At 58.9% G+C, this 21,418-nt stretch carries 17 protein-coding genes; 7 read left to right on the top strand and 10 right to left on the bottom strand.

Features of this window, described 5'->3' with window-relative positions; genetic code table 11:
• Positions 1 to 5: 5 nt before the first annotated feature.
• A complete protein-coding gene (locus L858_RS0107795) occupies positions 6 to 293 on the top strand; it encodes a hypothetical protein (protein WP_028055929.1) in 288 nt (95 codons plus the stop codon).
• Positions 294 to 1,318: 1,025 nt separating this feature from the next.
• Here L858_RS0107795 and L858_RS20965 read toward each other — a convergent pair.
• The 3 genes from L858_RS20965 to L858_RS0107785 form a co-directional block, all read right to left on the bottom strand.
• Positions 1,319 to 2,503 carry a Fic family protein gene (locus tag L858_RS20965; RefSeq protein WP_028055928.1) on the bottom strand — a complete coding sequence of 395 codons (1,185 nt, stop codon included), beginning with the start codon at positions 2,501 to 2,503 and terminating at the stop codon, positions 1,319 to 1,321.
• Between the two features lie 306 nt (positions 2,504 to 2,809).
• Positions 2,810 to 2,944 carry an antitoxin Xre/MbcA/ParS toxin-binding domain-containing protein gene (locus tag L858_RS22540; RefSeq protein WP_081440621.1) on the bottom strand — a complete coding sequence of 45 codons (135 nt, stop codon included), beginning with the start codon at positions 2,942 to 2,944 and terminating at the stop codon, positions 2,810 to 2,812.
• Between the two features lie 719 nt (positions 2,945 to 3,663).
• A complete protein-coding gene (locus L858_RS0107785; RefSeq protein ID WP_193742852.1) occupies positions 3,664 to 8,523 on the bottom strand; it encodes an autotransporter domain-containing protein in 4,860 nt (1,619 codons plus the stop codon).
• Between the two features lie 333 nt (positions 8,524 to 8,856).
• On the opposite strand from L858_RS0107785, the gene L858_RS22235 reads away from it, so the two are divergent.
• The gene (locus L858_RS22235) at positions 8,857 to 9,666 is read left to right on the top strand and encodes a hypothetical protein (protein WP_022682589.1); all 810 of its coding nucleotides are present in this window, start codon (positions 8,857 to 8,859) and stop codon (positions 9,664 to 9,666) included.
• A gap of 165 nt (positions 9,667 to 9,831) precedes the next feature.
• Here L858_RS22235 and L858_RS19850 read toward each other — a convergent pair whose 3' ends face one another.
• Positions 9,832 to 10,389, bottom strand: coding sequence for a hypothetical protein (locus tag L858_RS19850; protein ID WP_238564941.1), 558 nt, complete (start codon positions 10,387 to 10,389; stop codon positions 9,832 to 9,834).
• Between the two features lie 137 nt (positions 10,390 to 10,526).
• Between L858_RS19850 and L858_RS21650 the strand changes: the two genes are divergently transcribed.
• From L858_RS21650 to L858_RS21645, 4 genes are all read left to right on the top strand, one after another.
• Entirely contained in the window at positions 10,527 to 10,970 is a 444-nt protein-coding gene (locus tag L858_RS21650) for a hypothetical protein (protein ID WP_152639792.1), read from the top strand.
• A 192-nt stretch (positions 10,971 to 11,162) separates the two neighbouring features.
• Positions 11,163 to 11,570 carry an MbcA/ParS/Xre antitoxin family protein gene (locus L858_RS0107765; RefSeq protein ID WP_022682587.1) on the top strand — a complete coding sequence of 136 codons (408 nt, stop codon included), beginning with the start codon at positions 11,163 to 11,165 and terminating at the stop codon, positions 11,568 to 11,570.
• A gap of 20 nt (positions 11,571 to 11,590) precedes the next feature.
• The gene (locus tag L858_RS0107760) at positions 11,591 to 12,271 is read left to right on the top strand and encodes an RES family NAD+ phosphorylase (protein WP_022682586.1); all 681 of its coding nucleotides are present in this window, start codon (positions 11,591 to 11,593) and stop codon (positions 12,269 to 12,271) included.
• Between the two features lie 222 nt (positions 12,272 to 12,493).
• A complete protein-coding gene (locus L858_RS21645; protein WP_152639791.1) occupies positions 12,494 to 12,820 on the top strand; it encodes a hypothetical protein in 327 nt (108 codons plus the stop codon).
• A 320-nt stretch (positions 12,821 to 13,140) separates the two neighbouring features.
• On the opposite strand, the gene L858_RS0107755 is transcribed toward L858_RS21645, so the two are convergent.
• The 6 genes from L858_RS0107755 to L858_RS0107725 form a co-directional block, all read right to left on the bottom strand.
• Positions 13,141 to 15,102 carry a hypothetical protein gene (locus L858_RS0107755; protein WP_028055926.1) on the bottom strand — a complete coding sequence of 654 codons (1,962 nt, stop codon included), beginning with the start codon at positions 15,100 to 15,102 and terminating at the stop codon, positions 13,141 to 13,143.
• Between the two features lie 273 nt (positions 15,103 to 15,375).
• Positions 15,376 to 15,807, bottom strand: a complete 432-nt coding sequence (locus L858_RS19845) for a hypothetical protein (protein ID WP_051132619.1) — start codon at positions 15,805 to 15,807, stop codon at positions 15,376 to 15,378.
• A gap of 461 nt (positions 15,808 to 16,268) precedes the next feature.
• Positions 16,269 to 16,844, bottom strand: coding sequence for a hypothetical protein (locus L858_RS0107740; protein WP_022682582.1), 576 nt, complete (start codon positions 16,842 to 16,844; stop codon positions 16,269 to 16,271).
• A complete protein-coding gene (locus tag L858_RS20960) occupies positions 16,841 to 17,347 on the bottom strand; it encodes a hypothetical protein (RefSeq protein WP_022682581.1) in 507 nt (168 codons plus the stop codon). The genes L858_RS0107740 and L858_RS20960 overlap by 4 nt, the downstream gene beginning before the upstream one ends.
• Before the next feature lie 142 nt (positions 17,348 to 17,489).
• Complete coding sequence (locus tag L858_RS0107730; RefSeq protein WP_022682580.1) at positions 17,490 to 17,849, bottom strand: hypothetical protein; 360 nt, start codon at positions 17,847 to 17,849, stop codon at positions 17,490 to 17,492.
• Complete coding sequence (locus L858_RS0107725; RefSeq protein ID WP_022682579.1) at positions 17,846 to 18,382, bottom strand: hypothetical protein; 537 nt, start codon at positions 18,380 to 18,382, stop codon at positions 17,846 to 17,848. The genes L858_RS0107730 and L858_RS0107725 overlap by 4 nt, the downstream gene beginning before the upstream one ends.
• A gap of 348 nt (positions 18,383 to 18,730) precedes the next feature.
• On the opposite strand from L858_RS0107725, the gene L858_RS0107720 reads away from it, so the two are divergent.
• A complete protein-coding gene (locus L858_RS0107720; RefSeq protein WP_028055925.1) occupies positions 18,731 to 21,418 on the top strand; it encodes a PD-(D/E)XK nuclease family protein in 2,688 nt (895 codons plus the stop codon).

Genomic DNA, 21,418 nt, shown 5'->3' with positions numbered 1-21,418 from the left:
ATCAGATGGTGGATGTTCGGACAGACCGCGACGGTGACAGGGTTGTGGTGAAGCGTGGCGGCGGCGGCAGAACGATCGCCATCGTCTTGATCTTGGTGTTGGCTGTGGTCGGCATTCTGTTCGCAACCGGCTTCTGGAAAGCGGATGTGTCAGGCGGTGATATGCCTGAAGTGAGCGTAAAGGGCGGGGAAGTGCCTAAGGTCGATGTCGACTCCAAGGAGGTGGTCGTCGGCACTAAGAAGGAGCAGATTGACGTTCCTACGGTCGGGGTCAAGGATAACGGCGAAGACTGACCGTTGATCGAGGAGGGCATCCGCCGATCGCCTCTATTTCATTCGCTCGCTGTGAACGCGCGAATTGCAAGAATTCCAGACAGAGACCGAGGCCGTTGAGGCTTACAGCATCGCGGTTGAACATAGCCGCGATTGCGCCATCGTGCAGAAGAAGCTGGGCGCACTCTGAACATATCCGCTCAACCTTTCTTCTCTGGGCGAATGAACTAATTGTGAAATCAAGCATTTACCTCGTCGCAGATACCGCTGCATGACTTGATGACCTCGCCTAGATAGCCTAGGCGAGGTCATCCTTGTATCGATGGCCACATGTTAACTAACTGAGGTTACTCAATTTTTCTCCAAATGATTACTTTAGTTATATGGTCGAGCTAGCTGATCGATGGTTTAGTGGCTCTGCAGGTTCGCCTGCATTGCGACCCAAACTGGCCCCGCCTTCTCTGAGGCGGGGCTTTTTGCATTTCCGGTCGATTCAATTTGACGCCGATGGATGGACCTCGCGGTGCCTCAGCGGGGGAAGCGAGGCACCGCGAGCGCGGCCGCAAGGGCCCCTCTCCAGCAAGGAGACGGGGCGAGTTTGGGTCGCACTTCTCAGATGTGTATCGTGAGCGACGCATTCAATTGCCCGAAAGCAGTAGCCGAAAAAGGAACCGAAAAGAGAGTCAGGAGTATATCGGACGCTGCTTTCAGCAGCATTGCGACGCCGCCTCAACAAGCTTCGGTCTTTTGCCCCCCCCCGCGAATAGAAGCATGTTGAGGCGGCTCATCCATTTTCGGCATCGGTGCACTGCATGAGCAGCAACCCTGTGTAGTTGTGATGACCGGATCATCTCGCATCCGATCCAACAAAGCGTGACCTGCCATTCCATCTGTCGCGCAGCCTGCAACCTGGAGCTAGCAGCACGACATTCATCGGAGCATGGCAGCTTTCCTGAGTCCCTTGCCGCTAAGCCGCCATTCGGGAATCGGCCAAAGCCGGTCGCCCAGAGGTGTTTGGCTACCGCAGAAAGAAGGCGAACAAGGGGTCACGATCGCTCGGAAGGATTGCTGCCGAAAGGCCTGTTGACGATGGCCAGGACTTCTTGGGCTGCAAAGATCCGGTTGCGACTGTAGCCGGTCCGCTCCGACAAGATGCCTGCCTCCATCAGTTGGTTAATTGCGGAAAGGGCCTGCGGTCGCGATACTCCAAGTTTCTGAGCCAGCCGCTTCATAGTGACGACGGGATAGTCGCTAAGGAGGTCCAGTGCCCGCAGTGCAGCGGAGTTCGATCGGAACTTCCTTCGCCCGCGCCACTGTTCCTTCAAGGCATTCAACCCATCCCGCGTTGCGAAGAGTTCTTCCACCGTTCCAGTTATGGCATCGGACAGATAGCCAACGAGCGGTCCCCATTCGAGCCGTTGTTGAGCGATTTTGAGGCCCGAATAATAGCCGTCGCGGTTTGCGGCGATATAGGGTGCGAGATAGAGCGGCACCTGCCCTTCCGCTGCCATCATCATCGGCAGCAAAAGGCGGCCAACACGACCGTTGCCGTCTCGGAAGGGGTGTACCGCTTCGAAATGCGCATGGGCAATCGCCATGCGGGTGATCAGGCTCTGCGTCATCGCCTGCATGCCTTCGCAGCGCATATAGGCGGCCGTATCCTCAAGGCAGGCCCCCACCTGCCCAGGTGGCGCCGGATTATAGGTCGATGTCGAAATATGACCCGTACCGCCGATCCAGACCACGATATTGCGCAGCGCCCCTGCCGAATCAGGATATTCCGGGTCGTGCTGCATCGCCTCGTGGTGGAGTTCCTGGATCATCTGCACTGTAAAGATGTCGATGCCCTCGGCTGCAGCACGAGGCAGGAGGCGATCGAGGGTCAGCGCATAGTCCCGTACCTGACGGGCGGCGTCGCGCGCGTCGTCATCCTCTTCCTCGATTGTCAGGAGTTCGTCGAGCGTGCTGTTCGTGCCTTCAATGGCCGAGCTGTCGACTGCTTCGCGACGGCTCAGCGTACGGCTGATAATATAGGGGTCCGGCAGGCTCGCCGCGAGGGCTTCGGCACGTCCGAGCATAGCGAGCGCTCGTTCATGTGCGGGCTGCGCTGATCCCAGCGGCAGGGCTGATTCTGGAGGCGGAAGCGGCACGACACCATAGTGACTGGCATGAGGTTCAGGATAACGGACAAGCCGCTCGCGAACTGCATGCGCGAGATTGTTTCTGTTCATTAACCCTTACCATAAGACCTTAAAACATAGCCATAGTAAGTTTTAATGACAAAAACCTCAATAAGAGAAGGCGTGCAATGCGCTTAATAAGGGATTCACCCGGAAACTGCCTCAATGCCGGCACCTTTCACCTCCGACATATCCGGACGCATCACGGTCTTAGCCGCCAGGGACGTCTTCATCGTTCATCACAACATCCTTCCATCGGGAAGACTCTTATAATTTCCTTTGCCCTTTTAGACCAATAGCTGATCGTCCAGATATTGCCGAGTGACAAAAAGGTCCGCGACATTGCCCCAATGGCACCTAAACGCCTCCAGAGTGCGCGGCGCGGCCTAACATATTCATCACGCGATCTGCACCAGCCTTGCTGGAGACCGCACAAACGATTGGCGACTCGCCGCCTAGCATGGGATGGGGGTGGCGCATGAACTCATGCAAGTTCGATGCATCGGCGCAATTGGACGATGCAAATTCAAGAACCCGCAAAATTCGTTCCGCGACGATCTGTCGGCTGCCAACTTCATTTCCAACCGGAGGACCGAAATCAATCTCGTCCGGCAGTTTTCTGGGCCGATGTTGGCGATCAACTCATCGAGCAAATTCCGTTTTTCGTCAGCCATTGCGTCACTCCTCCATTCGTCCAACGTGCCTCAATGTCGCTGTTCATGCAGAAGCCGATCACTGCCCGGTAATCGCGACTTCCTCCAAAATGGCCTCGGTTAGCAGGGGCGAAGATCTGACAAGCTGCTGCAGTTCGCGTATCGCACCATCTTCTAGCCCATGCGCATATTCACCGTCTGCCCAAGGACGACCAACGTGGCCGGGAGAAGGTACGAAAAAACATATCGCACCGCTGTCGTTAGTCAAAATCTGCACACCATAATGTGCGAGCCTTTCCATAAGGAGACGGGCAAGCGTCTTATGCGTTTCTGCGCTTTGTCTAAAGTTGTTCACGTTCTGTTTACTCGTTGATTCTGAACCAATATCTTCTCCACTGGATCTGAATAGGCCGCGCGACAAATTTGGACGCAGCAGAATTCTTCCAGGCCGCTGTCCAGTGCTCGACATTCCTGTCTCACACGCCCGAGAGCAAAGCGGGCATGCAAACGAAAGGGCGCGCCGAAACCGCCGCGCCCTTCCTTTGCTAGTGCGTTGTGTCAGAAGCCGAAGCTAATGCCACCCCGAACCTGGCCGATCGAGTTGTGGCCACCGAAGCCATAACCGCCGGAGAGGAACAGGTTGACGCGCTTGTTGACCGAGGCATCGACGCCCAGTTCGATCAGGCCGTTACCGTCCGGATCAACACCCTTCAGGCGGAACGCATCGCCGCCGCCCAGATACTGGACCGTGCGGTCGCTGCCGATGTTGCCCTGGAAGCTGTACTGCACCTTGGCGTAGGGACGGTAGGCGATGCCATCGGCATCACCCAGCAGGGCTCCCGCCTTGACACCCAGCACCGGCGAGAAGACCGTCTTCGATGCGTCGTCGACACGCAGGCCGATGCCCGCGCCGCCTTCTTCGGTGAAGCCGTTCATCGACCAGCGACGCAGCGCCAGCTTACCGTAGGGCGTCACAACCAGGCTGCCGCCGGCAGCGAAGTCATAGCCCAGCTCGATGCTCGCATCCAGTTGCTTGCCCTTGAAGTCGCCCTTGATCGTGCGAGCCAGCAGGGTCAGGTCACGTTCGACTTCGAACTTCGAGAAGCCGTATGCGAACTGGAAGCTGCCGTAGAAGGGGCCGAAGCCCTGGGTCGCATAGGCACCGATCGTGTAGGTGCGAACCTGCGCTTCTTCCGGCGACCCCTGAGCGGTCACATCATGCTGGCCATAGCCAAAGCCGATGCCGAAGGCACCATCGTCCTGATAGGCGACGTCGATACCGAACGCACCACCATAGCTGTTGGTCTTGATCTTCGACGCGCCCGACTTGGTGCCGCCCGTCTTGGCGAAGTTCGCCGAGGGGTTGAACCAGAGCTGGGTGCCCAGCGCCTCACCATAGCTGCGACGAGCGGCCAGGCGGTTGACGGTGGTGTTGAAGACCGCGTTCTGATCGACAGCGGCAAGCGAACCGTAGATCTCAGCCGAGGAAAGCTCGTTGAAAACCTGCGCCGCCTGTGCGCTGTTCAGGCGCCAATCAAGCCCAGCAGCGATGTTGGCGATGTCCTGAGCATTGGCGATCTCCGTCACCGTCGCAAAGCCGTTGCCGCCAGCGGCGTCGGTCTTCACCCGGGCGATGACATCGGCCAGAGCGCTGTCAAGGCCCACTGCGGCCGAAGCCGCATTGGCATTGGTCGCGCCGGTGGCGTAGCTCTTGCGGGTCGCCTCGATCGATACCGTCTTGGCCGTCGCGTCATGCTTCAGGCCGAAGGTGACGAAGGGCGAAGCGAGCGATGAAGCGGCCGTCGCCGTGACATCCCCGGTGCCGGTGTAGGTGAAGAGCGTATAGCCGTCACCCGTCGAATAGAGGCTGTCCTTCGACACCGTCACCGCGACCTTGCCGGCCAGGTTCAGGTTGCCATCCACCGAGACCGAAGACGGGGTCGAGAAGACGCCGGCATTGGTCGGAGTGGTGAAGTAAGGGACGTTCACACCACCGGTGATCGGGCCCAACACCTCAGGCGAGGAACCGGCATTGCCGACCGACAGGTTGCCGAAACGAACCAGCGAGGGGTTGACACCCACTACCGTCGTGCCGCTGGCGCTCTGGTTGTAGTTGCCCTGCTGGTGGATTTCGATGCCCTTGATCGCTTCCGGACCCGGAGTGACGATGCTGTTACCGACGGTCTGAACGAAGGTCGGTGCACGACGCCCAAGGACAAGGGTGGCATCATTATTGATGTTGCCCTTGATGCCGAACACGGCGTCGTCCGAGCCCACGACATCCAGCTGAACTTCACCCGCCTTCACGTTGAAGTTGTTGACGTCGAGCGTCCAGGCAGCCGGGGTCGCGCCTTCCGCCGGGACATATTCGGCGCCAGTGACGACGAAAGTGCCGGTGCCGGTTTTGTTCAACTCGTTGACGCCCAGCACGCGGACGCCAGTCGGGGAGAACAGACCTTCAGCTTCTTCAGGCAATTGCGCCACGGGGCTGTAGTTCGTAACTGCCGGAGCCGTCGGCTTGAACTCGCTCGCGCCTAGGAAGCCGCTGCCGTTCAGGTTGACGGTGGTGTTGGTCAGGTAAGCGCCGCTGTCATCGCGCTGGGCGTCAATGTCGCCAAGCGTGATCGAGCCGTTGTTGAGGTTGACCGTCGCATTGATGTCAGCCGTCTTGACCGCTGCCTGCCCGTTCACCGTCAGGTTGAACGTCGCCGGGTCAACCAGCGAGGCATCGAGCGGCACCAACGGAGACAGCTGCGAGGCCAGGGCCGAGGTGACCTCATCCTGCGAGATGGTGGCACCTGTCACGACGAAGCCGCGCGACACGCCATTCTGGTCGATCGTATAGGTCTGGGAGGCCAGCACCGGATCGACGCTGACGTCGGTGGTGTTGATCGTCGCGTTGACCGTTGCCGAGCCACTGAACTGCGCTTCACCAAGGGTGGTCGTACCAGCGAGAACGCCATTGTTGGTAACCGCGCCAGTGAGGCCGGCGAGTTCGACATTACCCAGGGCCACACCGCTGTTGGTGAAGCTGGCATTGCCACCGACCGGCGAAGCATTGACCGTAGCAACGATCGTGCGCGAACCGGCATCCGTCGGATTCGTGTCGGTGATCGTGATGCTCGCTTCGGAGTCCAGAGCCGAAACACTGAACAGGTTTCCGCCCGAGCCCAGCACGCCGTTGTTGACGAGCGAAGCAGAGGTCAAGCCCTCAACTTCCACGTCGCCAATGGCAGTACCATCGTTGGTGACCGAAGCCGCGCCACCCACGGAACCGAAGCTGGTCGTGGATACCTGGCTGGCGGGCGTGAAGCCGTTAGCCGCGAAAGTGGTGACGGTCTCTTCCGAGATGCTTTCGCCAAGGCTGCTGGCGAACAGATTGCCACCGCTGCTGAGATCGGCATTGCCAACAACGCTGCCTGCACCAATGGCGATCGAGGCGCCGCCGATGCCCGAAGCGTTCACATCGCCTGCGACGCTCGGCACGCCCTTGCCTTGCAGCGCGGCCGCCGTGTCGACAACAACGCTAGCCGTACCGCCCACATCTTCCGAATTCTCGCGGAAGGTTGCAGTGGTCTGAGTGCCGATGCCACCATCAAGCGTGAACTCAGAAATATTTTCGGTGCTACCGATGGTGGTGCCGGCGAAAGCGCTTACCGAACCGCCTACGGTGCCCGTGATGGTGGCGGCGGCATTGCCGAAGCTCGCACCAACCGTGGCATCGCCGTCCACTCGTCCGGCATTGGCAAGCGTCGCGTTGCCTGCATTGGCAGCGGCTGTCGAGCTGGAGAGAGTGGAGCTGACAGCCGTGCCATCACCCGCAGCGTCTGTGGTGCTGGAGCTGGAAGAGGCGAATGACTGGTCGCCCGACACGAAGCTGTTGACGAAAACATCCTGTTCGACGGTCGCCGCCGAACCAATCGTCGCCGTGGCGGAAGTCACACCGTTGACGTCGACATTCCCGCCGACCAGGCTCGTTCCCTGGAGCGTGACCGAGGCGTCGCCGCCAGCCTGGCTCTGCGTGAACTCGAAACCGCTGGTCGAGCTGGAGCCCTGGAACACGCCGGCATCATAATTGTCGGTCGTTTCCGAGCTGAACTCAAAACCGCTGGTCAGGCCCTGGCTGGTCGAGGAGACGTTCCCCGACACCTTGCCACCGTTCAGAGCGACGCTGCTGCCAGCATTGCCGAAGGAAGTGACATTACCGTTCCGGCTGGAATCGCCAGGAGCCACCGTGCCGCTGATGTTCACCGTGCTCGTGCCGCCGGTGGCGACCGTCTGCTGCGTGTTGGTGCTGCTGCTGATGACGGAACCGGTGCCTGCGGCATCGCGCGAGTCGGTGACAACCGAGACGTTTTCGCCAGTGGTCGAGAAGCCCTGGGCGGTCGAAGAGAGATCGCCATAGACCGCTCCGCTCACCGTGGCCGTGCTGTTCCCCCCGGTGAACTGGCTGACGCTGCCGTCATTACCCGTGCCGAAGTTCAGTGAGCCGTTGATGCCGGCATAGGTCCCGTCGATATCGCCGCCGACCGTCTGCTGAGAGAAGCTCGACTGTGTCGTCGTGGTCGTGCCGGAAACCGTGGTGGTCGGGCCCGTCGAAGTGAACACCGTGTCCTGGCTCACCGCGTTGGTTTGACCGAGCACCTGACCGTTGTTGGCGATGGTGATCGCGCCCTGATCCGAACCGGCAAAGACATCGCCGCTGATGCGACCGGTGCTCGCGTTCGCGATGGAGATCGCGCCTTCTGTCGTGACGGCATCAACATCGCCCGCAATGTCGCCGTTGTTGACGATACCGACGGTGCCGGTCGAGGCCGAGCCGAACACATCATCGTCGACTGCACCATCATTGGTGATCTGCACCGTGCCCGCGCCGAGACCCTGGCCGTTCAGGCTGTCGACCTGGCCCGCGACGCCGTTGGCGAGCGTGACGCTGCCGAACGCGGAGCCGTTGATGCTGCCACCAACCAGATTGTTGTTGGTGACGGAAACTGCGCCGCCGAAGTTGGAGGCGCTGATGCTGCCTGCCACTTCGCCGTTGTTGGTCGCCGTGAAGCTGTTGGACGCACTGGCCGCGCCGACACCGCCGAAGCTCAGGCCGGTCACATTGCCATCATTGTTGACGATGACCGCGCCATCGCCCTCGCCTGCAGCAAAGCCGCCCGCAACGAAATCATAACCGATATTCGCGCCGCTGATGTCCGCGCCGTTCGCGATCGTTACCGTCAGATCAGGATTGGCCGGCGTCGTAATGGCCGTGGCAATGTCGGCGTTCACGGCCGCGCCGGTCCCTGCGCCGCTCGGTACGTTCACGGTGGCGGGAGCCGCCAACGCGCCACCGGCGTTTGCGAGCAATGCCGCCGCCGGTATGGAAGCTGACAACAGCAGCATCCGGTTGAACCTCGAATTCTTATTCATTCAAAACCCCTATTGCCTGCGCTTCTCAGGTGGATTGGGTGGTGAACGACGAGCAGCAGCGCTGTACGGACGCAATCGGCCGTGCATCGATACTGTTTGGAACGCCCCCAAACACCTGCCGTTGCGCAAATGTGCGCAACATTCGCAAACACCTATTCACTGAAAGCAAACCGCGCAAATCTTTTTTGCAGCGCAATGGCGTATAAAATGACAGAACTGGTCGTATGCAAGCTTGATCCGCTGCGCAGGTGCGCCATTTTGTAAAAGTTTGCGCAAATATGCGCTTGCTTATTTGCGCTATTATTATTTGCGCCGATGCGTCGGAAGCGCATAATGATGCAGGTGCGGCGGGAGGGCGCCCGGATCAACCGGCCGCCGTCGAATGTCGCGCTAAAAAAATGCGGGCGCAAACACATGTCTTTTGTCGATGAATGGGATCAGGATAGAGCCCGCAACCTGGTTGGCTGCCTGGTCAAGGAAACCGGGTTTTCAGCAAGCCAGATTGCACGCCGTTCTGGCCTGGCGCCCTCTACCCTAACCCGGATCTATCCTAATCCTACCGTCGGCTATTCGCTATCAGACCGAAGTGTCGCCAAGCTCAAGGCCACATTCCCAGACGCATTTTCCACCTGCGAAACTGGAGCGTTGCGGCTGCCATCTCCAGTATCCGAGATCACCGCTAAGGACGATCCCATCTTCGCCGGACTGCCGAAGAAACTCATTCCGGTCTACGCCGTCAGCCTGCACTTCCCCGAGGAAGGCGACACGGCCTTTGGCAATGAGCTTGAACTCTGGGAAGGGGATCTTTCGCGCCCTGCTGCCTATATGGCAGCACCGTTCGGATTGGGCGACGCCGAGCGCTACTTCGCAATCTATATCCCTGGCGAAGGAATGGAACCACGCTTCCGCGCCGGCGAACGTGTAATTCTCGATCGCATCAAACCCGCATCGATCAATGCGGACGTCGTAGTTCAGCTGCGAGAGGAGACGGGTCTCTCACTCTGGACCGTCGGTCGGTTGAGTGCACGAGACCGCAGCCTCATTGAGCTGATGCAATATCGCGACAGCGTGACGTCATCGATCCCACACAATAAGATCAAGCAAATTTACCCGATCATCGGGATGGTCGATGACGACGCATGATCGGCTGAAAGCGATCGACGTAGCTTCTAAGCGTCGGGATGCCCATTAGAACCGAGGGCCTGATCTGGGATCGTGATCAACTGGTGGTCCCAGCGCACATGGCCTTTTCTATTCCGGCCCACTCATGCTCATGTTTGCCGCCATGATTGTCCATGCCCGGCTTCGTCAAACATCCTTTCGGACTCGTGTAACTGTGGATGGTTCTGGCGGGCTGTTCGAACCAGGATATGTTGAAAGCCCAGTATGGGGGAAAAAATAGAGACTGGAATAGGGCAGATGATCATGGATCCACCATGCGAGCTTTTGCCAATCCCCCTCCTCCTGAAAGGCATCCCAGAAAGACGGAACGACGATACAGGCAGTCGCGCCCATCATGCCGTCCCGCCTTCGATCCCAGATATGACTGGCGTAATTGCTCTCATTCGAAGCGCAGCTGTAGCCGGCTTTGCCAGCCGCCTGCATTTCGGCGCCAAACCCATTCACCTCGGCCGACCGGAAAGCTGACCGAATAGCGATCCGGCCAAAATGATCCTGCAGCGGCTCCAGCAGATCCTGACACAAACGGCTGCCTGCCGCTATCGCAAGCTCCGGATCGTCCGGGACGTTCGCAAACCCATGGATCGATGCGATGTCCGAGAACAGAAAGTCGCGCATGAAAAACGACTTTGACAGCCTCTCCCTCCCGAACTCGCTCAGACTCGCGACGCTTACTGGCTTTTTCATGATGGCCCCCTTTGTAATTTGAGTGCCAGCCAAGCACGACATTTTCGGTCGCAAACCCTGGATGGATCGAATGAGGCAGCTTGCGCAATATGACGTAACCTCGCAATAGCGCGCACTCCTCAAGTCCGCCGGATGCTATGCGACCCCAATTCACCAACAAGGAAATTGCCCAACGCGTTTTTGCTCGAGCCGCTTGGGTTATGCATCAATCATGGGAAGAAAACTGGCGGCATTCACGCCTGTTGGATGAACCATTAATCCCCAATCACATTATCATGGCCGGTCGCTCACGGGCTGCGGCAGAACATCGTGAACATGTTGTTCCATTGGCGCTTATTCGCGACCAGTGCGAAAAGATGTTTTCTCTTGGAGCGAATGTAGCTGCCGTCACGAAATTGTTGGAACGGCATCTAAAAATAGTGATGATCTCCAAGGCTGAACGCCTGCGGCTCGACTTCGATCTTGGACTTAAGGTGAGCATGCCCAAAGGTTGGTCTTTTGACGATGAGAATGCGGACCCTTTTGCGAGATTGAAGGCTGCCGGGATCGAATGGGATCAGATCGAATCGAACGTCGCGTGAGGCTTACAGCTGCCTACAACGCGCTGGCGCTTGGCCATTGGGATGGCGCTTGCTCCGACTTCCCCATTGCTCAGGGCTCACCAAGCCTCGTGCAATCTCCTGACAGGATCACAAAGCACATCTTATAGACATTTTCAGAGATCCGCTTATATTTCGGACATCGGATAGTCCAGAGGAAGAAAGGAGATCACAGTGGCGCAAGCCTTGGCTAAGACCGCTCCTGCAAGGAAGCCGGATCTCTCCGGCTCTGGCCTCCGTACATTCTCGAACATCGCCGAGCGCTGGTCGCTAAGCGAACAACAGCAGATGAAGATTCTCGGCGTTGAAAGCCGCTCCACTCTTCACAGTTGGAAGTCGAAGGCGAAAGCGCGCCAACAGATCAAGCTCGGCCGCGATACGCTTGAGCGGATCAGCTACGTTCTGGGCATCTACAAGGCTATCAATATTCTTCTGCCGATCGCCGAGCGGGCTGACCGCTGGATGCACGCGCCCAACGACGCTCCCATCTTCGGCGGCAAAAGCGCGCTTGATCGGCTGACGTCCGGCAATGTGTCGGACCTCTTCATTGTCCGCCAGTATCTCGACGCAGAACGGGGCTAGGCATGACCAACGGTGCTGTGATGCCGCCTCTCGCGGACACGGATCAACGCGTGTATCGCCTGATCGCCTCGATTTATCCGACTATCCTTCTCTTCGAACAGGTGACCGAACCAGAGGATCTGGACGACATCTACGCCCTTGAGGCCATGACAAACGAGCGCCTACGCCAGGAGACCGGCGACATCTCACTGGTCCCCCTTGAAGATCGCGTCGTCGGACCCGGCTCCTCCCCCATCATGGCGGCCTTCACGCATCTCAATCGTGACGGCGCGCGCTTTTCCGATGCCAGCTTCGGCGCCTATTACGCCGGCTATGAACTATCGACCGCGATTGCAGAAACGAAGCACCACCGAGAAGCCTTCCTGCGCCGCACCAAGGAGGGGCCGATCGATATCGATATGCGCTGCTATGTCGCCCGGCTCCGCGCGGATCTTCATGACCTACGTCCCTGGCATGACGACCATCCCGAGCTTTTCCACCCAACCGACTATGGCGCGAGCCAAGCACTCGCGCGCGCCCTATGGGCAAAGCGTTCCATGGGGATCATCTATCCCAGCGTTCGTGCTGCCAGCGGCACTTGCGTCGCTGTCCTCCGGCCGATCTGCCTCTCCAATTGTCGCGAGAAAACCCATCTCACCTACCGATGGGACGGCAAGAGCATCACGGACGTGTACGAGAAGAAGGCTTTCACCCCAAAATGAATATAATCTGCGGCTGTGCCGAAAAGATAGCTGCCGCGATTCCATAGCGCCAAGCCGAGCTACGCTCATCCACCGAGTGTTAGACGCACTTTTCTGTTCCGCCCGTCGCGAAATATGCACCCAGCTTCATTTGGTGATGTGTTCCGTTAAGACTCTGGGAACCCATCAGCCGTAACTCACCTTTCTCTGGTAACAGCATGATAGACGGAGCTAAATTTTGTCATGAACAACGACGACGTATTCCACCGGCTGCCCGTCGGTTGCGTCTCAGAAGGTCACCACATCAATCTTCGCAATGATCCACTGGCCGATCCGAAAGGCGATAAGAACGAATTGGTTGCCCCATTGATCGTCCAGGACGTGTATGATGGACCGCCGCGAGCAGCCGACATAAACAGAGTTTATTCGATTGTTGAGGTGGCATCAGCGGGTAAGTCGACAAATGATGGAACAACGCTTCTGTTATCGGGTGGTCCTGAATGGAAAGCGGTGATGATTCACTTTCCTGACGACCAGTACGAGGTGTCCATTGATCCGAAAATGACATAATCTGATCGCAGACCTTGGATAGCGGGCACCTCGGTAAATGAGGCGCCCCTGCAGAACTGACACCAGACTGCGGATCACAAGCTACCCCGCAGTGATCTGCCCCCAGCTGGTTTTGCGCCCTTACTATTGCAAGCTCCCGATGCCGATTCGACCGGCGTCGGCCGGTAAGCGCTTCGCCGCTGTTGTAGAGTTGCCGAAGGAACGTCGCGTTCTTCCTATCCGAATCGGTTGCATCCTGAGCAATTTCGTTCCGCGACCCGAAGGCTTGGTTACCCAAGTTCTTCCACTGGGGCCGGCTAAGCCGGCCCCACTTTTTCGCATCACGCAGCCTCCCAGACCCGGTTTAGAATTTGCGCGGCCATCGCCGCTTTATCCTGCGGAAGGAACCGTCCATAATGCTTGGCGACCATGTCGGGTGTATCCTGGATGGCATAGCTTGCCTGTTCGTAGGAGCCCGTATGCTTAAGGATGTGGGTCGCTAGAACATCCCGTACATTGTGCGGCCCGTGCGGCAGCAAGCCCTTGATCGCGCCTCGTCCCGTATAAGGATTGAAGACGCCATAGCGCTGGATCACGAGCCTCCACGCCTCATAGAATGTGTTCTGGTTATATGAGGCATCCCGGCTGGTCGTCTTGACTGTTTTGACAAAAAAGGTGCCGGGGTCCGCCGCTCCGTTGAGCAGCGCAGGACGATGCCGCTCAATGTAGGCGCTGATATGCTCATATAGGCCGCCGAGATCGGGAAGGACCAGTCGGAAGGGCTTGCCAGCGAAGAACGATGAATGGGCATTTTTGAACGCAACGGCAGGCACGAACACTTCCCAGCCCTCGTCGCGCTCACTCCAGCGAATTTCGCCGCGCTTCAAAGCCTCGAGCTGCCGTTCTGAGCGCGGCAGATGCCCGCGTGGACAGACCATCAGTTGACGGAGGTTCTTCTGTCGCAATCCAAGATGTAGGCCAAGACGAATGAGGAGATAGGAGCGGGTGACTTCCGCCGCCGCACGAGGGTAACGCCGCGCGTCCGGACGAACCTTCAATATCTCGTCGGCAATCTTCAGATACTCCGCGACCGGGCTCGATGCCTCAAGGATCGGCAATATCGGCTCGAACGGATCACGATGGATTCGTGCTACCCGCTCTACTTCCTTCACACGGGCGCCTGCATGCGCATGGAGAAAATCGCAAGCGCCCGGCCAATCGGCGCGTACAGCGTCGACTTCCTCAGCCGATATGAGGCCTGCGACCGGGACAAGGCGTGAAGCGATTTCTGGGTGCTGGCGCAGCCAGCCAGTTTCGGAACGAACCAGCGCCATCGCATTGCGCAGCATGTCGCATTCCCAGCGTGTGAAGAAGCCGCGCCGCCGCTCGCGCCATTGAACATACCAGTCCCAAACGCGCGGAAAGATAAGCATGGCGAACGACATGTCCTTGAGCGGCACGCCATGCCCACATACAGCCCCTTTCGGCGAGGCCGCCAAGGCACCGAACATGAGACCAAAATGCTCAATTTTCTGGGCCGTAGTCTCCTCGTTCCAGACGCCGATGCGCTGAAAGCCGATATCGGTGAGGGTGGCGGTCTTAAAGCGGATGAGCTCAGTCAGTTCCGACACGAGTTGAGGCGGCGCGTTCACAACGCCAATATGGTCAGCCTCATCATCGAGATTGTAGGGTTCGTCGCTAGACAGCGAAGCTCTCTGCCGCTTGCCCGTCAGAGAAGGAAAGCGGATCGCATAACGCAGCTTCATGGCCTGGGCCTGAAAGCGGCGATAATCGGTAGCACCAGATATCACGACGTTCTGAACCCAATCCAGAATGTTCGCCTGCTCCTCAAGCGACCTTGCGTTGAAATCATCGGGCAGGTGCCAAGCCAGCCGCCGCTGCTCGGCTTTGGAGATGCCCTTCACCAGCAGACCTGAGGCGGCGCGCGCAGGATTTGGGAGCTTCGACTTGAAGTAGCCCAAAGGCAAATCGTAGCGCCGCTCGATACGTGTGAGCAGCTCTAGGCTGGCCGCGCTTTGGGGGGCGCGACGTCCCTCGGTCCACGATTGCAGAGTGGCGCGATCAAACTTCTCCTCAGGCCGGACGATAGATCGGTGGAGTTGATAATAGCTCTCGGAAAAGCGCCCCAGATGCAGGACGAGCGCTTCCCGAAATGAGGGAGGATCAACCCAATCTGTGAATTTTGGAACCGGGCGTTCGACGATTGGCAAAGGCTTGCGCCCCCGCTTCGACGAGGCAGATTTATCCGTGTCGCCGTTACTCCGGCGCGTTGTTTTTAGCATTGTAGAGAATTCCAGATTTGAGGGTCATGATCCAGCTTGAGCTGGGCACGCCTAGGATGCAGGCGCGCAAGCATGACGGCAGAGCCTCGATTTCAACGTACCCCGGATCAACGAGGCCCCGCCCCCATACACGAGCAGCACAGGAGACGCCGCCCAATGGGTGGATCGAGTGCGGGAACTACATGCTCACGGACCTACCCCCGATGGGCGTAGGCATGACTTACCGTGCCGATACCGTTCGCCGTTAGATGCTGAAACGGCCATTCGCCTAGATCAACGACCGATACCCGCCGTCATCCCACGCAACCTACCTTCCAGCCGCTGGCGTGACGCATGCAGCGCAGTCAATCGGTCGGCAGCATCCTCTTCGTCCAGGACTAAGGACTCGCGAACGGCTTCACCCGAGCGGAAGGTGAGCATCTTCAACACCAGATGCCACCGGCCGCGATGATCAACAGTGACCGTCGCCATTCCATGGCATAATAATGTCCGGAGCGATTGATGGACGCCCCATTCGGCAAGTGATTTGGCCACGCCCTTCCCCTCCATGGCAAAGGCACCATTTTCACTCACCAGTTCGCTCAACGCCGCAAAGCGCTGGCCCACGAGGTGCGGGAGGCTTACCGCGTCACCTCGCCCGGACACTCCCGATAATAATAGGAGCGCCTCGCTGACGGCTGCCTCGGCACGAGCAAATTCATCCATGGCGCGTCCCCGCCAAATATTGACGCTGCTCCAAAGGGACGGCCATGTGTCAGTCGCAGGTAGCGCCAAAGGGGTGATCGCATGCACGCCCCTGCGTTATTCATCATTTCTTTCAAAGCCGTTAGCTCTGATCGACGCCTGAGCTGATCAAGGCCGGCCTCACACCGAGATGCGTTTCTCCATAACGCTCCGCATGTCGAGATAATCCCGGTAATAGGCAAAATGGACGACCGCAAAAGCAGGTTTGCCACAGCGCAGGACGACGACCACATCATGCGTCGCCCTTGCGCAAATGGCGGCGGGGTGCTGCCGCAGCATGTATAAGTCGATATGTACGATCCGCCGCGGGTAGCCAACCGGGAGCTTTCGCCCCTTACGCAATCGGCTCCGCTCCAATCGCTTTTGAATCACCCATTGCTTCGATTTAACCGCCTTCGCCGCGAGCGGGCGATAAGACCTCCTCACGCCGCCTCTACTCCGTTAAAGGCCAGCCAGCTGGCAAGCGCCTCGGCGGCACCTGCGTCCGAGCAAGTGTCACGGGCATGGAGGCCAAAGCCATTAGCGGTCAGTCGCCGAGCCGGCACCAGGATGTGGACATGCGGCTCGTTTGCCGAGCCTGCCAGGAATGGCGCATGTAGGACGAGGACAGCGGCAAGCTGCAGTTCGCGCACAAAATAGCTCAGGGTCCAGGCGCGCACCAATTCCCAACCGGCATGGAGAGGCCGGTCGGCGTCGAGAATGATGTTGAACTGCGCATAGCCGTTGCGTTCGATGACCGGCTGGGTGGCATCATAGCGTTCGAGCAAATAGCGCAGATCCGCATATTCTCCAGGCGCGCTACCAGGGAGCAGAAGGTCATGCCGGGCCGCCTGATGGCCGGCAGGGTTAAGCTTACCGAGGACCGACGCAGCGATGCCGATGCTCGGCCCGTCCACCTTCCAATACCAACGCATATAGCGAAACTCTGGGTGAGCAGGCCAGTCCAGGTGGAAGCAAGACAATTCCTCTGGACCAGACTTCGATTTCTTCTGGGTCATGCCACATCCCTCCCGGTCGGCTGGAGCTCGGCCGATTTCGGATCGCCAAGTCGATAGAATGAATCGGGCAGCATCGGGGGATTGAGGAAGAGCCCCTGACTGTCCGCCCTGACGGTGGGGGATTGGTCTTCATGCGCGGGAACAAACCAAACCTGTCCTCCCAGAAGGGTTTGCCGATAATTCGATAGCCACTCGCCCTCGCCGTGGAAACGCAAATCGAAACTGCACTCGCAGGCATCGAAGCGAACGAGCAGGGTGTCCATGCCATAAAGGTCACCGATCTGGCCGAACAGTTGCTCCCCCAGAGGGCGGAACGCAGATGTGCCAAGAATCAGAAGGTTCGCCTCCTGAAGCAGGAGCGCTCCTCCCCTAAGAGCCGGATCGAAGTTGATGGGGCCACCGATTTCCCATGCGACCTTGATCATTGCGCGCTGGACCGCGTCACGGACGAACGGAATGGTCGGCGCACCCGTGCCGGGCTGCGCGTTCGTTGAGTCAAACATATCTATTATCTTCCTGTAAGGGGCGCGCTCCGCTGAGCCTGGACACGCATCACGCACAAAAATTTTCATCTCATCTGCTCAGTCACCTGAGCTCTTCTCAATCGTTTAAAACCGCTGCCGCAGGTGTCGGCAGCGTTCGTCCTCAATCGTCTTTGGGATACCGGAGGTTCAGCGATATCATTGGCCGCCCGAGCGGCTTTGTGAAACCGGCCCCGTGCTCAGCACAGAGGGTGGCAAAGAGATGGTTGCGAACCATCAGCTCACCGGCAGCGCCACAGTCTTGGCACATTCGGGTTGAACGCTGCTCAGCAGCTGCAATGAGCGGCGCTGCCGCTTGGTCAGGCCGATCAATATAGACCCTCAGCTCGCCGAACTTCTCCTTGGCCTGCGTCACTCTCACCGCAATGCCCGCCGACTCCAGATCGGACAGCAGCTGGCGAAACAGCGGTTGCCAGCCAATCGGAAGGCACGATTCCCAGCGCAAATTCTCTTCCTGGCTCATACGAAGTGTCCTCCGATTTCCGCGACCCAGCGAAGATCGGCGATCCGCAGGCCTGTCTGGACGGAGATCGGATCACCAAAGGGCGCTCCAGCTTCCTCCTTTACCCCAGTTGCCCTGATGCTGAAAAAGCAGGGATCGAGATCGCGATCCTGAGAATCGGCGATTACCCACAGCGGCGAATCAAAGTCGGCAGACCAGAGCCGCAGTCCCCTTCGGATGCGGACTTCACCTGCGCGGGCGAGGATCAGGGAGAGATAATATGTCTTCCGCCGTGAAGTGTCCCGGCCCGGCTCAAGGATAAGGATGTCCGTTCGTGTCTGCCGGACTGCCTCGAGCAATTTGCCGAATGAAATTTCGCGACGCCAGTGACCAAGGATGATTCCTGCGCGCTCGCTGTAACGATATCCGCTCAGGATCTGCGGGAGTAGCCCATCGCAGGGTTGAGTGGTCCAGCCCGCCATCTTGGCAAGCGCGCGCACGGCCTCTTCGCCGTCCGAGATCCGCTGCCGATCTTCTTCATTCACATAAACCATATCTGGTCTCTTCGACTTGGCGCGGAGGCGGCTGCCCTCCGGCGCCTGAGGAACATTTCACTTCTCAGCGACAGCCAAAATTCCTCACTCAACCTCTCAAACATTCTGCTCCTGCAGCCGCCTTGCGGGATTGATTCCAGCGACAGCGTCACCGGCCGCCTCTCCGAGCGATGAGGCGCAGCTTGGCGACACTTGGACAAGACGCCAAGGCCATGTTTTGGTTTGCCAAAAGTGTAACGACCGACATTGTCGTAGGCGCATTCATTAATGACATGACAAAGCATTTCATCTTACGGGCCAGCGATACCGGCGCTGGCGAGGTAGCTGCGGGTTGGGGGATAGTTGAGAATGAAGCTTATCTTCGGCCTTTCATGTGATGGCCCTTCCTTTCCGGATTTTCCGGGGCCGAATGAAGGCGTCTTCAATGCCGCCGTTGTAGGGCCTCAAGGCCTTATAGAGATGCTCGAAGTGCAGTTGGGCCTCACCGCTCCGCGCGTGGCACATGCTGTTCGAGTCTCGAGCTATGCTGCTAAACTGCGTGCCGCGCTGGCCACCGCCCCCGAACTTTTCTTCGCTCAGTCGTTCGCCCTTGATCCCTGGGCCACTGCCGCGTCCTTGCTTGAATGGCGAGATCAGCTGGTCGCTGGCGGCTGGTCTGGCGCCATCGTTGGCGCGGCGCGACTCGATGCTTTTGCGAAGATTGAAGGGGCAGGCCCCATGCTGCCGTTCGGCATCGCGGACCGCGCGCGTGGGCTCTGCGATGCGGTCAAAGCCCGTGCCGGCTTGCCGCTCGCCTCAATCGAACTGGTCGAACCGAGAGATTTGCTGCCACCTCTCTGGCAGGGCCTCATCGAAGCGCTCGAAACATCGGAGGTCAAAATCTCTCAGGTTTCGGCCTGTGAGACTGCCGCCAATGATCTGAGCCACGTGCAAGCGTTTCTCGCGGATGGATCGACCGCGACATTAGCAGGTGATGGGAGCTTTGTGATCGTGGAGGCGGACACCGCCCTGACGGCCGCCGAAGCAGCCGCAGAGTGGCTCGCCCATTGCTCAGAAGCTGAGCTGCATGGCACGGTCATCGTGAACCCCGACGGAGATACGGCACTCCTGGACGGCGCGCTGCAGGCTCGCGGTCTTCCGGCCCTCGGCTTGTCCGCCTCATCCCCTTGGCGTGGAGCATTACAGGTGCTGCCGCTCGCCTTTGCTGCTTCGTGGGGACCCTTCAACGCCAAGGCGATGCTGGATTTGCTCATGCTACCGCGCCCTCCGATCCCCCGAAGCGCGGCCCGCAAGCTCGCCTATGCACTTAGCCGGGAACCTGGCACGGGCGGTGCCGCGTGGCTCGACGCATGGGCATCTATCGAATCAGATCTCGCCGATCGAATGCCCGAAGAGCCGCAGGAAAAGCGCGACGCAAAACTCGCTGCGTGGAGGCAATGGACGTCCGGGACGTTATACCAGCGGCACGACGGGATGCCTGCGGAGGCAGCAAAGTCGATTGCATCTCGCGTCGCGCAATGGGCGCTTGAGACAAATGCGGGGAGCGCTGATCCGCTTTTCCTCACGCTGGTTGGTGCCGCAACGGCCCTGACGCAAGCGATCGATGTGCTTAATATCGACATTCTTTCGCCGCTGCTGCTCGGACGAATGATCGATCAGGTGCTCGCGGACGGCGCTCAAAATCCCAACCATGTCGCCACATCGGGAGGATTGCGTGCCGTGCGTCATCCGGGGGCGATCTGGGACCAAGCCAAGCATGTTCTTTGGTGGGATTTCAAAGGTCCCGGAGAACGCGTGGCGCCCCTCCCATGGAGCAGGGAGGAGATCGCCGTGCTAAAGGCTACCGGCTGCAACATCGAAGCACCGGCCGCGACGGCGGCGCGAATCGGGTGGAGCAACGCCAACGCCGTGCATCGCGCTGGCGAGCGCCTCATCCTTTTCTCACCGGCGCTTTCGGCTGGAGAAGAGACGACGAGTCATCCCCTCGCTCATCAGCTGAATCCATTGACGGCACCGGCTGGTGGCATGGTTCGATGGTCGGCAGAGCAGCTTCTGCAGGGACCAACTCATGAGCTAGCGGGACGCAGGCTTCTCCGAAAAGCCATCACTTCAACATGCCCGCCAATGCCGCGGGCACACTGGCCGCTGCCCGCATCCGTGGTCGTCAAACTCGACGATCGCGTCGAAAGTGCTACCAGCTTTGAGCACCTGGCGGATTGCCAAATGCGTTGGCTTCTTCTTGATGTCTTGCGCCTCTCCCGCGGCCGAGTTGCGGAGATACCGGGCACGAACCAGCTGCTTGGCAACCTCGCCCATGAACTCGCCAACCGCGTCTTCCCCGCAGATTCGGTGCCCGATCCAGACACAGTTTTTTCGCAAGCCAGCAATCTGTTTGATGAGTTGCTCAGTGCGATCGCTACACCGCTTCAGCAGCCCGAATATGCGGGCGAGCTGACAGCCGCCCGCGTCAAAGTCCCAGCTGCTCTGGCCCAGCTGGCACGGCTCCTGAAGGCGATGGACGCAAAGGTGATCGGCACGGAAATCGAACGCGAGAGAAAGTTCGTCGACGGCCCTCATGTAAAGGGCCGGATTGACATGCTGGTGGAGCACCCTGCTCACGGAACAGGCGTGATCGACCTGAAATGGTCGAGGAGCGTAAAACACCGCCGCAACGAGTTGGCCGAGGGACGCTCTATCCAACTCGCGACATATGGCGCGATAGCAAACCCCAACACTGCCGCGCACACTCCGGGCGCATTCTACATGCTGAACCAGCAGCAAATGATCGGTCTCAATGGCACATTCCTCGCCGAGGAAGTCGTTGAATCCAACCATAGTCTGCCAGATACATGGACCAATCTCGTTTCTACCTGGCAGGTATGGCGTGATCTAGCACGAAGCGGGACTGCAGTGGCAGCCGGCGTCCACGAGGCTGACACTCATATCCCTGCCGATCTTCCAATCGAACCTGGAACCGAACCATGTCGCTATTGCGAACTCACGGCTCTGTGTCGCGTGGGCGTGGAGGCCAACTGA

Source organism: Sphingobium bisphenolivorans, assembly GCF_000412635.1.
In the GTDB taxonomy this organism is placed as follows: Bacteria; Pseudomonadota; Alphaproteobacteria; order Sphingomonadales; family Sphingomonadaceae; genus Sphingobium; species Sphingobium bisphenolivorans.
The sequence above is the reverse complement of the archived record's forward strand: the minus strand, read 5'-3'. Positions and strand labels throughout refer to the sequence as shown.

Bases quoted from the DNA above. Each gene is read 5' to 3' on its own strand.
- L858_RS0107725 (WP_022682579.1), bottom strand. From the start codon at position 18,382: ATGGTTTATGTGAATGAAGAAGATCGGCAGCGGATCTCGGACGGCGAA.
- L858_RS20965 (WP_028055928.1), bottom strand. From the start codon at position 2,503: ATGAACAGAAACAATCTCGCGCATGCAGTTCGCGAGCGGCTTGTCCGT.
- L858_RS21650 (WP_152639792.1), top strand. From the start codon at position 10,527: ATGCGACCCCAATTCACCAACAAGGAAATTGCCCAACGCGTTTTTGCT.
- L858_RS0107795 (WP_028055929.1), top strand. From the start codon at position 6: ATGGTGGATGTTCGGACAGACCGCGACGGTGACAGGGTTGTGGTGAAG.
- L858_RS0107740 (WP_022682582.1), bottom strand. From the start codon at position 16,844: ATGACCCAGAAGAAATCGAAGTCTGGTCCAGAGGAATTGTCTTGCTTC.
- L858_RS19845 (WP_051132619.1), bottom strand. From the start codon at position 15,807: ATGGATGAATTTGCTCGTGCCGAGGCAGCCGTCAGCGAGGCGCTCCTA.
- L858_RS22235 (WP_022682589.1), top strand. From the start codon at position 8,857: ATGATGCAGGTGCGGCGGGAGGGCGCCCGGATCAACCGGCCGCCGTCG.
- L858_RS0107730 (WP_022682580.1), bottom strand. From the start codon at position 17,849: ATGAGCCAGGAAGAGAATTTGCGCTGGGAATCGTGCCTTCCGATTGGC.
- L858_RS19850 (WP_238564941.1), bottom strand. From the start codon at position 10,389: ATGAAAAAGCCAGTAAGCGTCGCGAGTCTGAGCGAGTTCGGGAGGGAG.
- L858_RS21645 (WP_152639791.1), top strand. From the start codon at position 12,494: ATGAACAACGACGACGTATTCCACCGGCTGCCCGTCGGTTGCGTCTCA.
- L858_RS0107760 (WP_022682586.1), top strand. From the start codon at position 11,591: ATGCCGCCTCTCGCGGACACGGATCAACGCGTGTATCGCCTGATCGCC.
- L858_RS0107755 (WP_028055926.1), bottom strand. From the start codon at position 15,102: ATGCTAAAAACAACGCGCCGGAGTAACGGCGACACGGATAAATCTGCC.
- L858_RS20960 (WP_022682581.1), bottom strand. From the start codon at position 17,347: ATGTTTGACTCAACGAACGCGCAGCCCGGCACGGGTGCGCCGACCATT.
- L858_RS0107720 (WP_028055925.1), top strand. From the start codon at position 18,731: ATGAAGCTTATCTTCGGCCTTTCATGTGATGGCCCTTCCTTTCCGGAT.
- L858_RS0107785 (WP_193742852.1), bottom strand. From the start codon at position 8,523: ATGAATAAGAATTCGAGGTTCAACCGGATGCTGCTGTTGTCAGCTTCC.